Origin of the sequence: Mycobacterium sp. SA01, assembly GCF_041287105.1 — a bacterium.
In the GTDB taxonomy this organism is placed as follows: domain Bacteria; phylum Actinomycetota; class Actinomycetes; order Mycobacteriales; family Mycobacteriaceae; genus Mycobacterium.
The window spans coordinates 55,662-67,992 of the sequence record NZ_JBGGNO010000015.1 but is presented as its reverse complement, the minus strand read 5'-3'; the positions used below and the strand labels follow the sequence as shown (position 1 = coordinate 67,992).

The following is a 12,331-nucleotide window of genomic DNA, read 5'->3' as shown; positions in this document are numbered from 1 at the left end:
TGTCCGATCACTCACAGGAACGATTCAGAAGCCCACTAATTGGCCTGTTTGGCTGTATTCAGCGCGTCGAGTTCATCGCGGACCGCAGCCATCGCACTCTCAATCACTGGGACATGCCGGGCGCGGGCCGCGACCGCGCGGGCGCCGGCGGTCGTATGTTCGCGGATCTCGCGGTCGATGCGGGCAATGGTGTCGCCGGTTCGGGCGCGGTCTGCGGCGTCACGTTCGGCGGCCGCACGGCCCAGTGACGCCTCGGCCGCCACCACTCGGGTGGCCACCCATGCCTCCAGCGCGGTGCGCTGCCTGCCGACGACCTCCACCACCCACCGGTCGAGGACCGCCCGGTCATGCAAGAGGCCGCGGACCCCGACCACCCACACGGTCAGGGCGACCCCGATGACGGCGCCGCCGAGTGTGCCGCCGACCGCCCACTGCGGCGCCAGGCCGGCGAACACCCGGCTCAGGGTCAACGCCACCCCGACACCGAAGCCGCCGCCCAGCAGCAGCATCAATCGGGTCTCCGCGCCGCGGGCCCGCGACGGCGCGGTGCCCACCGCGACCGCGGGACGGGAGTCCACCGGCTCGACCGCCAGACCCAGCTCCTCGCCGACGTCGGCCAGCTGCCGGGCGACGCCGGCGGCGACGTCGTCGGCCACCTCGGCCGCCCGGCGCCGCACCTCGTCGGGGAAATGGGCGAGGCCGCGCCGGCTCACGCCTGCCAGGTCTTCTTGTAACTCCGTTCGCACCGAGGCGCACCGGTTGCGGGCGAAATAGGTCAGCGCAACGCGGGCGTGCTGAACCTGGGCGCGCAGCGCGATGGACCGCTGCGACTTGTCCACCCGGTACCGGTGCAACGCCGCGGTGCGCTCGGTGCGCAGGGCGGCCAGCCGTGCCTCCCGGCCGGCCCCTGCGACGTCGAGCTCCAGCCGCCGATGCACCGTCAACAGCCGATTCTTCAAGGCTTGCAAGCGATTTCGTCGATCTCGGGTCTCGTCGGTGAGCGTCTCGCGCAGCGCGGTGACGAGCTCGTCGATGACGGGTGCGCCCAAATCGGGCGCGGCGGCCGTGCCGACCCACGGCATGTCGCGGTAACGGGGCGCCCGCTGCGCCAGCAGCGCACGGTCGGCATCGAGCACATCACGCCAGGTGCGATGGACGTCGATCTTGGCCACCACCCCGATGACCGCAGCGGTGTCGGCAGCTATGGCGTCCAGCAGCGCACAGTCCGACTCGGTGAGCGGCGCGGTGGCCGAGACCACGAACACCACCGCGGCGGGCGCCTGGCCGGCAGCCAGCTCGTCGGCTTCGACCACGGTGTGTTCGGGCAACCGCTCCCGCAGAGCGGTGACCACACTGCTGGTCCCGCTCAGCCACGGACCGGCCACCAGCACCACGTCGCGCCGCACGATCGAGGGCATCGGCAGGGCCGCATCGATCTGCGCCACCAGGGACTCGACGTCGGTCACGGCGTCAGCTCCACCGGTTCCGGCACGCCGCCCGCGCGTTCCCACAGCCGCAGCGAGCCGCGGGCGATGTCGGCACCGCAGCGGCTGTGCAGCCGCGACACCGGCCCGCGTGAATACCGCTGCCAGACAACAGCGCGCCGCAGGTGGGCGTGGGCGCTGACGCCGGCATCGACGGTCATCCCCGTGGCCTGCACCACCTCGATCGCCGCGGCCATCCTGGCGGCGACGACCTCGTCGGCCGCCGAATCGGCGAACTCCTCGATCAACCGGCGGTAGCGCACCGGTGCCGCGGCCGCCGCGAGCCCGGCGAGCAGTCCGTCCAGCGCGCTCGCCTGGCGCAGCGCCGCGATCACTCCGGCTCGATCCGCGCCGTTGCGCAGCGCCAGCACCGCGTGCGCGATACCGAACAGATCGAGGTCGACGAGCAGTCGCTGCCGCACCGCAGTGGGCAGCCGATGCTCACCGGCCGCGAACCGGTCAGTGGAACCCAGGTCGGCCGGGTCGGCCGTCAACGTCCGCAGCGCGCCGAGCAGTTCGTCGTCCAGGATCCGGTCGTCCACCGCGGCGGCCGCGGCCAGTCCCGCCAGGGGATAGACCGGCACACCCACGCGATCGCCGAGCAGCCGGCAGCGCTCGGCGGCCGCCGCGACCGGCCCGCGACCGCCGAATCCGGTCAGGTCCGCTTTGTTGAGGACCGCGATGACGGGCCGCGGCGAGGTGGTCAGCGCGCGCCGATCTTCGGGCTTCAGCGTCTCGGCGAACACGTGAACGTCCAGGTCGGCAGCCTCGGTCGGCGCCAGCACCGCCACACCGGCCCCATGCAGCACGCGGGTCACCGTGCGCCGGCCGCACCCGGGCCTGCCGACCACCCTGACCCGCACCGGCAGCCCCACCACATCGGACATGCTGGCATCAGCGGGCGTGTGGCGCGAGCCACTACCAGGAGAAGGCAACTGTTGGGTATCAATATGCACCACGGAGCGGGTACACCTCTATTCATGAGCGACCATGGACGGATGCATGCGCAGCGCCACGGTGGCTCAGCCACGCCCGATGCCTGGCCGGCGCATCCCTATCCCCGGATCACCAGCTTTCGTTCGCGGCGCTCGACCCTGACCGACGCACAGCAGGACGCGTGGGACCGGCTGTGGCCCGAGATGGGCACCATGGCACGTGAGGTCGACGGGCAGGAGCGCAGCGACCAGGGATTCACCCCGGCGAAGCCTGCGGGGCTGCTGGACACCACGGCGTGGTTCGGTAGACAGGCGCCCGTCGTGCTGGAGATCGGCTGCGGAACCGGCACGTCGACGCTGGCGATGGCGATGGCCGAACCGGACATCGACGTCGTCGCGGTCGAGGTCTACAAGCGCGGCCTGGCTCAGCTGCTCAGCGCTGTCGGCCGCGAAGGTGTGTCCAACATCCGGCTGGTCCGCGGCGACGCGCTCGACGTGTTGGAGAACATGTTCGGCCCCGGCTCGCTCACCGGGGTCCGGGTGTTCTTCCCCGACCCGTGGCCGAAATCACGGCACCACAAGCGACGGCTGCTGCAGCCGGCCACGATCTCACTGATCGCCGACCGGCTGCGGCCGGGTGGCGTGCTCCACGCCGCGACCGACCACGCCGGCTACGCCGAGCAGATCGCCGAGGCCGGTGATGCCGAACCCCTGCTGCGCCGCGTACAGCCCGGTGACGAGCTGCCGATCTCGGTGCAGCGCCCGACGACCAAATACGAGACGAAGGCCGCTGAGGCGGGCAGCGCGGTGGCCGAACTTCTGTGGTTGAGGCAACGATGAGTGTGATCGAAGACGCGACGGCGCCCGCACTGCCGGACAGCGGGGATCAGCCGGTGAGTCCGCCGATCCAGCGGGTGCTTCTGGTCTGGGACGCGCCCAACCTGGACATGGGCCTGGGGTCGATCCTCGGCGGTCGACCGACGGCCGCGCACCGGCCGCGATTCGACGCGCTGGGCCGCTGGCTCCTGAACCGCACCGCCGAATTGTCGGCCGGCCATCCGGAAGTCTCGGTGGAACCGGAGGCGACGGTGTTCACCAACATCGCGCCCGGCAGCGCGGACGTCGTCCGCCCCTGGGTGGAAGCCTTGCGCAACGTGGGCTTCGCGGTGTTCGCCAAGCCCAAGATCGACGAGGACAGCGACGTCGACTCCGACATGCTGGCCCACATCGAGATGCGTCGCACCGAAGGTCTGGCCGCCGTGCTGGTCGCCTCGGCTGACGGACAGGCGTTCCGCGCGCCGCTGGAGGAAATCGCCAAGGCCGGCACCCCCGCCTACGTGCTCGGATTTCGCGAACATGCCAGCTGGGCGTTAGCGTCGGATACCTTGGAGTTTGTCGACCTGGAGGACATTCCTGGTGTTTTCCGAGAGCCGCTGCCGCGAATCGGCCTAGATTCGCTCCCAGAGCAGGGGGCATGGCTACAACCGTTCCGGCCGCTGTCCTCATTACTGACATCGCGCGTCTGAGTAGGAGAAACCGATGCGCAGGTCGCAGAAGATTTGGTTAGGAGCTTAGGTGTTCGCCTGGTGGGGTCGAACTGTGTATCGACATCGATACATAGTCATCGCGGTCATGGTCGCGCTATGCCTCGGTGGCGCCGTTTACGGGGCCTCGTTGGGCAAGCACGTCACCCAGAGCGGTTTTTACGACAACAGCAGCGAGTCGGTGCGGGCGTCGACCCTCGCCGACGAGGTGTACGGCCGTGACCGCACCAGCCACGTGGTCGCCATCCTGACGCCGCCGGGCGACGAGAAGGTGACCGACAAGAACTGGCAGAAGACAGTCACCGATGAGCTCGACCAGGTGGTCAAGGACTATCCCGATCAGATCGTGGGCTGGGTCGGCTGGCTGAAAGCCCCCGACACCACCGACCCGACCGTCAATCAGATGAAGACGGCGGATCTACGTCATACCTTCATCAGCATCCCGCTCAAGGGCGACGACGACGACACGATCCTGAAGAACTATCAGACCATCGAGCCGGCGCTCAAGAAGGTCAACGGCGGCACCATCCAACTCGCCGGCCTCAATCCGCTGGCCAGCGAGCTCACCGGGACCATCGGCACCGACCAGGCCCGCGCCGAAATCGCGATCGTCCCACTGGTGGCGGTGGTCCTGTTCTTCGTCTTCGGCGGCGCCGTCGCGGCCGCGTTGCCCGCCATCATCGGCGGCCTCACCATCGGCGGGGCGCTCGGCATCCTCCGGCTGACTGCCGAGTTCGGACCGGTGCACTTCTTCGCCCAACCCGTCGTGACGATGATGGGCTTCGGCATAGCCATCGACTACGGATTGTTCGTCGTCAGCAGGTTCCGAGAGGAACTCGCCGAAGGTTACGACGTCGAAGCGGCGGTACGCCGGTCGGTGATGACGTCGGGCCGCACCGTCGCGTTCTCCTCGGTCATCATCGTGGCGTCCTCACTACCGCTTCTGCTGATCCCACTTGGCTTCCTGAGGTCGATTACCTACGCGATCATCGCTTCGGTGCTGCTCGCGGCCTTCCTGTCGATCACGGTGCTGCCCGCGGTCCTGGGAATTCTGGGGGCCAACGTCGACGCCCTGGGGGTGCGGACTCTGCTCCGAGTGCCGTTCCTGGCCAACTGGCCGTTCTCGCGAAAGATCATCGACTGGTTCATCGAGAAAACCCAGAAGACCAAGACCCGCGAGGAGGTCGAAAAGGGATTCTGGGGCCGCCTGGTCAATGTGGTGATGAAGCGGCCGATCGCTTTTGCCGCTCCCATCGTGATCATCATGACGTTGCTCATCATCCCGATGGGGCAGCTGGCGTTGGGCGGGCTCAGCGAGAAATACCTGCCGCCGGACAACCCGGTGCGCAGCGCGCAGGAGCAGTTCGACAAAGAGTTCTCCAGTTTCCGTACCGAACCGCTGACCCTGGTCATCAAAACCAACAACGGCTCACCGGTCACCGAACAGCAGCTCGACGATCTGCGTGCCGAAGCGCAGACGGTGTCCGGCTTCGCCGGCAGCGACGACCCGTCGAAGATGTGGGAGGAGCGCTCGGCCCAGAACGGCGGATCAAAGGATCCGTCCGTACGGGTGATCCAGAACGGCCTGATAGACAGCAGTACCGCACCCCAGAAGATCGAGCAGTTGCGTGCGCTGACCCCACCCAGGGGCACCACGGTCCTGGTCGGCGGTACCCAGGCGCTGGCTCAGGACAGCATTTTGACGCTGTTCGACAAGCTGCCGCTGATGGTGCTGATCCTGGTGCTCACCACCACCGTCTTGATGTTCCTGGCGTTCGGCTCGGTGGTGCTTCCCATCAAGGCCGCATTGATGAGCGCATTGACGCTGGGCTCCACAATGGGCATTTTGACCTGGATGTTCGTCGAGGGCGGACACGGTTCAGGGCTGTTGAATTACACGCCACAGCCGTTGTTCGCCCCGATGATCGGTCTGATCATCGCGGTGATCTGGGGTCTGTCCACGGACTACGAGGTGTTCCTGGTGTCCCGGATGGTGGAGGCCCGTGAGCGCGGCCTGTCCACCGCGGAGGCCATCCGGATCGGCACGGCCACCACCGGCCGCCTCATCACCGGTGCCGCGCTGGTACTCGCCGTGGTGGTCGCCGCGTTCGCGTTCTCCGACCTGGTGGTGATGAAGTATCTGGCCTTCGGTCTGTTGATCGCGTTGCTGCTGGACGCCACCGTCATCCGGATGTTCCTGGTCCCGGCCATCATGAAGCTGCTCGGCGACGACTGCTGGTGGGCGCCGCGCTGGATGAAGCGCCTGCAGGTGCGCATCGGCCTTGGGGAGACCCACCTGACCGACGAGCGCAAGCGGCCGATCGTGCGGGAACCGGATCCCGCCCTGGTGGGTGCCGGTGCGCCGGTATCGGCAGCCGAGGCCCGACGCCCGGCGCACGACCCGACCCATCCCGTCGAGGGCCGCGCGATGCCGCGTGTCGTCGGCCGCGCCGAGTACCGCAACCCGCCACCGCCGCAGGAAGCCCCGTCAGCCGCCGGAACCGCGCGGATGCCCGATCCGGTCGAAGCCCGCACCGAGATCGCCGCCGGCGGGCAGGAGCGCAGCGACCGGGGAATCGCCGAAGCACCGACCACGCGATTCTCGGTGGCCAAGAACGCCGTCAAGAACGCGGTGAACACCGCTGCCTCGGCCGCCAAGAGCACCCGCCCGCCCACGCCACCGGCGCCGGATCGGGAGATCGAGTCGTGGCTGGGTGAGCTGCGGGGTACCGGTGGGCAGGAGCGAAGCGCCCGGGGAATGACCAAGCCGGGTGCCACCCCGCCGCAGCAGCCGTCGGCACAACCGACCCAAGCCATGTCAGGGCCGGAGGATGCCACCACCGCGATCCCCACTCAGCGCGACAAGAACGTCGCTGACGACGTCTCCCCCGCGATCAGCGCCGAGGAGACCCGCGCGATCCCGGTCAGCCGGCCCGATCAGGGCGACTCCGAGGTGGCGACCGAGAAGCTGAACTCGCGCGGCAAGAAAGAGGGCGAGGATCGTCCGCGTCGTGGCGGCGGGGCCGGCGGGGTCAGCGCGGCGGATCTGCTGCGCCGCGAAGGGCGCCTGTAGCCCATCCAGACCTCGGAGCGACGATTCGGCGTGAACGTGGCTCTCAGTTCCGACTCGGCGAATCTATTTGCTGTGTGTGCCTCCCTCGCGCGTAGTTGCCTGTTATACATAGTGCTGAAAATTGTTCACAAGTAACTTTCAGTCATCTCACAGGTAACTCGGGGGAGTCCGTGCCGGGGCAGCAGTCACACAAGCGCGCACGCGCCTCACGTCAGAACAACCACCGCTTGATCCCCTTCCAGTGGCTGGGTGCCGGAGCCATCACCGTGGGAATCGGTGCGGCGCTGGCCGGCACAACCGGGATCGCGCAGGCCGATAGTGATTCTGGCGCTGCCGCAGGTGGATCCTCGGCTGGTCGAGCCTCATCGGCATCACCCGGGCCGAAGGCGACCACCACGCCCTCGCGGACAGGCTCACCGAAGACCGGGGTCAGCGCTCGTGTTCAACCGTCGCGCGCGCTCAACGCACTCGGGTCCGTGAAGTCAAAGCGGCCCGTCGCCGTCGCGTCCAAACCGTCGGGCGACCAAACCCCGGGCCGGGCGCCGAGTGCCGAGGTGCTGGCGGCGGCGCTGGCTGCCACCAACCGCCGCGACACCCCGACATCGCCAGCGCGTTCGGCCGCCCTTGTGAACTCGCAGGCCGAAGTTGCTCGCGAGAAGGCCGTCGCCGACATCAACATGTCGGTCGGCTGGGTCCCCGGTGTGGGAACGGTCGTCAACGGATTGAGCCTGTTGTCGGACTTCGCCGACTTCACCCTCGCGGCGATGCGCGGCGACACCGCAGACATGGGCGACGAAATCCAGGACATGGCGGTTGATGTCGTCGGCATGATTCCGGTCATCGGAGCTCCCGTGGCCGCGACGATCCACCGGGCGCGGGTGCCCGTGCCCACACCGGTCAACCACTCCCCCTCCCCGGTGAACGACAGCTTCGCGGTCACCGAGAACACCCAACTCACCGGCAATGTGCTGACCAATGACACCGACGCCGACGGTGACACGCTGAGCGTCACGGTGGCCCAAGCACCCAGCCACGGCAGCCTCGCCCTGAACTCCGACGGCTCATTCACCTACACACCTGCTGAAAATTATTACGGTGCAGATACTTTCAGCTACACCGTGGCAGACGGCCACGGTGGCACGGCGGTGGGTACTACCTCGATCACGGTCAACGCCCACCCGCCCGTCATCGACCAAACACAGCCGTACTCGATCGACGAAACCGATCCCGTCACCGGAACGATCCGTGGGCATTTCAACGTCACCCATGACAAGGCCCTGACCTATCACGTGGGCACCGGACCGGATCCCACACTGGGCGCCTTCGAACTGGACGAACAGACCGGCGAATGGATCTTCACGCCGAACCCGCGCACCCGGGTCTTGGCTGCTTCCTTTGCGCCGAATTCGCCTGCGGCGGTGAAGCTCACGTTCGCCGTCGTGGCAACCGACGGTGTGGCGAGTACCGCACCGATCGCGGTGAGCGAACAGATCACCGGCGTCGAGCGCGCTGCGCTCGCGCTGCCGGCTGACACGATACCGGTGCTGTCGTTCGTCGATGCCCGCACCGGCAACGCCTACGTCTTCGCCTACCGTGGCGACCTGTTCAGCAGCCCCGACGATCAGACCGTCTCGTATCTGGCCGCGGTCATCCACGCCGACGGCAGCTATAGCACTCCCGACGGGAGCAACGCGGTATCCGGGTTGGTGAGCCAGGCGTTCGTTATCGGCGACACCACCTTTGTCACGTCGCAGACAGGCGGCGACGAATCCAGCTTCCAGACTCACCTCTCGACGTTGGGCCCAGACGGCCTGACGCCCCTCGGTGACCCCATTCCTGGCTACGCCAGGCAACCGCTGACCGTGGCAGACACCACCTACCTGGTGACTCAGACCGGTACGTACGCATCCGGCTACCAGACCCAATTGACCGTGCTGCGACCCGACGGCGTGACCTCAACGCAAGAGGTACCCGGCGCGTTCTACGACCGCACGATCGTCATCGGCGACACCACCTACCTCGTGACCGATGTCGGCACGGACGAATGGAGCTACCGAACCCAGCTGACCACGCTGGGACCCGACGGCGTGACCTCGACAACGTCGATACCCGGAAGTTTCTACGGCCGCACGCTCGTCGTCGGCGACACCACCTACTTGGTGACCCGTGCCGGCACGTACGACACCGGCTACCAGACCCATCTGAACGCGGTGGAACCCAACGGCGTGACGTCGACGACGTCGATACCCGGGGAGTTCTACGAAGACTCCAGCGGTTATTCAATCGTCAAGGGCGACATCACATACGTTGTGACGCAGTCCGGCACGTACGAAACTGGCTACGACACCAATGTCACGGCGTTGGGCCCTGACGGTGGGGCGCCCACCGTGACGATTCCCGGCTGGGCGTGGCGCGATCCGATCATCGTCGGCGACACCACGTATCTGCTTGTGCCCACGCAGTCGGGCAACGTGACCCAGGCGGTGGCGTTGACGTCTGCCGGCGCCATACCAGTGGGGTCCATTCCCGGCGAGCTGAGCGGGGATCCAATCGTCGTCGGCGACACCACGTACTTCATTTCGCATATCGGCGATTCCGGTGCCACCGAGACGTGGCAGTCCGTGGTGACGACGTTGGCACCGATACCAGGCGGGGTCACGGTGATCGGCGACCCGATCCCGGGATACCGGTGGGCGGTGCGCCCGGTCGTCGTCGGCGACACCACCTACCTGGTGACCGAAACGTGGAATTCCTCGGTGGGATACGAGACCCACCTGACTGCCTTGCGGCCGGACGGTGTGGCGCCGATAGGCACGGCCATCCTCGGCACGGTAAGCGGCGATCCGTTCGTCGTGGTGGTCGGCGACACCTCATACCTGATCACGACGGCGAGGTACTACTGGAACTCCGACGGGACCTACGCCTACACCAGGACCTTCCTGACCGCGGTAGAGCAAAACGCTCTGACCCGATGGGGTGACCCGCTCGCCGGGTATCCGGGCATCGCTCCGGTCACCATCGGCGACACCACGTATCTCGTGATGGAGACGGACGATCCGTCCACCGGATATCAACTCCAGTTGGTATCGGTCACGGCCCACGGTGTCACGCCGATCGGCGCACCGGCGTCGGGACGAGTGAATTCCCACAGCGATTTCGACGTGATCGTCGTCGGCGACACGACGTACCTGATGGTCGAGACCCCCGATTCCGCCGGCGGCCACCAAACCTCGCTCGTCAAGGTGGGACCGAGCGGACTCACCGCAATGCCAGGCACGCTGCCAGGACACCCGGTCAGCGCCCCGGTTGCCGTCGGCGAGACCACCTATCTGGTGACGCAGACTGGCGAATATAGTTCTGCGACTACATATTTCACCGTTTTGGACCCCCAGGGTGTCCTGCAGTCGACCTACAGCGTCTCCGGCGAGTTGGCCTTTGAACCACTCGTTGTGGTGGGTGATCTCACCTATGTGAAGACCAACGGATGGAAGCAAACGGGCGAAGGTAGTTACAGCACAGATCGCGTCTATTTCACCGCGATGACGGCCGCCGGTCCCGTATCGGTGAACCTTCCCTCGTACTACGGCTACCAAACGATCTCCGTCGGCGGCACCACGTACCTGATGAGTACGGTGTATCCAGACGATGTCGGAGCCACGTCCGATACCACGGAGAACTACGTCGTGGCGCTGACACCCCACGGCCCGGCGCAACTCAGGCAGATCGGGAATTTGTCAACTCCGTTCGTCGTGGACGGCACCACATACCTCATCTCCCTTTCGTATCCCGATGATGTCGACACGCTCGACGACGTCACGACCTACGTGATCACGTTGACCGCCGACGGCCCGGTGGTCAGCGACCCGTTCCCCGAAATTGCTCCCGAATACGCAGATCCGATCTTCGGCGTCGGGGACACGACCTATGTGATGACTACGTCAGGAATTTGGGCCGTCGGCGTTAAGGCCAACCCAACCGATCTCTGAGCGCCCAAACCGACGAACGGGCGCGAAAGTCGGAATAATTCCCGACATTTCGTCGATCTCGGCGTCAGTCCTTCTCGCGCTTCGGCGGGACGACGTCGGGTTCGGCATTGAGGATGATGCCGTCGTCGTTCTCCTCGAGTTCGGCCGCCTCCTCGGCGGGGTCGTCCGCGACGAGAACCCGGATGGCGCTGTTGAGGAAGGCCACCAACGGCACCGACAGCAGCGCGCCGACGATGCCGGCCAGCACGGCGCCGGCGGAGATGGCGAGCACGATCGCCAGCGGATGGATCGACACCGCGCGACCCATCACCAGCGGTTGCAGGATGTGCGCCTCCAACTGCTGTACCGCGATGATCAGCCCCAGCGTGATCGCCGCGTAGACCACGCCTTTGGCGAGCAGCGCCACCACCACCGCGAGGAATCCGGTGACGACGGCGCCCACCAGGGGAATGAACGCGCCGAGGAAGACCAGTGAGGCCAGTGGCAACGCCAGCGGGATGCCCATGATCGCCAGACCGGTGCCGATACCGACGGCATCCACCAAAGCGACGAGCGCGGTGGCGCGCACATAGCCGATCAGCGAGCCGAAGCCGGCCCGGCCTGCGTCCCGCACCCGTTCGCGGGCGTGCGACGGAATGATCTTGGTGACGAAGCTGTAGATGTTGCGGCCGCCGTGCAACAGGAAGATCAGGGTGAACAGCACCAGCAGTGCGCCGGTGACGAGTTCGGTGAGGGTGGCCGCCGTCGACAGCGCGCCGGTGGTCAGCTGCTCCTGGTTGTCGCGCAGCGCCTTGATCGCCGTGTTGCCTGCGTTGTCGATCTGTTCGCGACTCAGGTGCGCAGGGCCGTCGACGAGCCACCTACGCAAGCCGTCGATACTGTAGGTGACCTGCTCCACCAGGCCCGGCAGGCCCGAAACGAATTGGCTGACAACGAAAGTCAGAATCCCGCCGAAGATGGCGAAGCCGCCGAGCAGGATCAGGGCCACCGCCCCGCCGCGGGGAGCTCCGCGACGGTCGAGCCAGTCAACGGCAGGCAGCAGCAGCGCCGCCAGCATGGTGGCCAGCGCCACCGGAACCACGATGACCTCGAGGCGGCTGACGACCCAGAGCAGGGCCACGATGGCCGCCCCGACGACCAGCAGGCGCCAGGACCACGCTGCGGTTTTACGGAGGAAGGGATCGACCGAGTCGTCGTCCGAAACGCGCGTGGCCGGCATGCGGCCAAGCGTAGTAGGAGATGGTCCGAATGCTTGCGGAACTCCGTCCGACGCGATTCTGCGGGCGTTCGCGAGCAAAACATATTGGAC

Annotated in this window: 7 protein-coding genes; 4 read left to right on the top strand and 3 right to left on the bottom strand. The window is 66.9% G+C overall.

The window, feature by feature from the left end:
- Positions 1 to 35: 35 nt before the first annotated feature.
- Positions 36 to 1,466 carry a hypothetical protein gene (locus AB4879_RS06785; RefSeq protein ID WP_370506980.1) on the bottom strand — a complete coding sequence of 477 codons (1,431 nt, stop codon included), beginning with the start codon at positions 1,464 to 1,466 and terminating at the stop codon, positions 36 to 38.
- Positions 1,463 to 2,371, bottom strand: coding sequence for a hypothetical protein (locus tag AB4879_RS06780; RefSeq protein WP_370506979.1), 909 nt, complete (start codon positions 2,369 to 2,371; stop codon positions 1,463 to 1,465). Before AB4879_RS06780 ends, AB4879_RS06785 begins: the two co-directional genes overlap by 4 nt.
- Before the next feature lie 93 nt (positions 2,372 to 2,464).
- On the opposite strand from AB4879_RS06780, the gene trmB reads away from it, so the two are divergent.
- The 4 genes from trmB (at position 2,465) to AB4879_RS06760 (ending at position 11,022) form a co-directional block, all read left to right on the top strand.
- Positions 2,465 to 3,259 (top strand): tRNA (guanosine(46)-N7)-methyltransferase TrmB, encoded by a 795-nt coding sequence (trmB, locus tag AB4879_RS06775; protein ID WP_370506978.1) that lies wholly within the window; start codon positions 2,465 to 2,467, stop codon positions 3,257 to 3,259.
- Positions 3,256 to 3,945 carry an NYN domain-containing protein gene (locus AB4879_RS06770; protein ID WP_102807835.1) on the top strand — a complete coding sequence of 230 codons (690 nt, stop codon included), beginning with the start codon at positions 3,256 to 3,258 and terminating at the stop codon, positions 3,943 to 3,945. Before trmB ends, AB4879_RS06770 begins: the two co-directional genes overlap by 4 nt.
- A 49-nt stretch (positions 3,946 to 3,994) precedes the next feature.
- Positions 3,995 to 7,036, top strand: a complete 3,042-nt coding sequence (locus AB4879_RS06765; protein ID WP_370506977.1) for an MMPL family transporter — start codon at positions 3,995 to 3,997, stop codon at positions 7,034 to 7,036.
- 476 nt (positions 7,037 to 7,512) lie between these two features.
- Complete coding sequence (locus tag AB4879_RS06760; protein WP_370506976.1) at positions 7,513 to 11,022, top strand: Ig-like domain-containing protein; 3,510 nt, start codon at positions 7,513 to 7,515, stop codon at positions 11,020 to 11,022.
- Positions 11,023 to 11,086: 64 nt separating this feature from the next.
- Here the strand turns inward: AB4879_RS06760 and AB4879_RS06755 are convergent, their stop codons facing one another.
- Positions 11,087 to 12,241: an AI-2E family transporter gene (locus tag AB4879_RS06755; RefSeq protein ID WP_370506975.1), complete on the bottom strand. Its 1,155-nt coding sequence runs from the start codon at positions 12,239 to 12,241 to the stop codon at positions 11,087 to 11,089.
- Between the last annotated feature and the right edge of the window lie 90 nt (positions 12,242 to 12,331).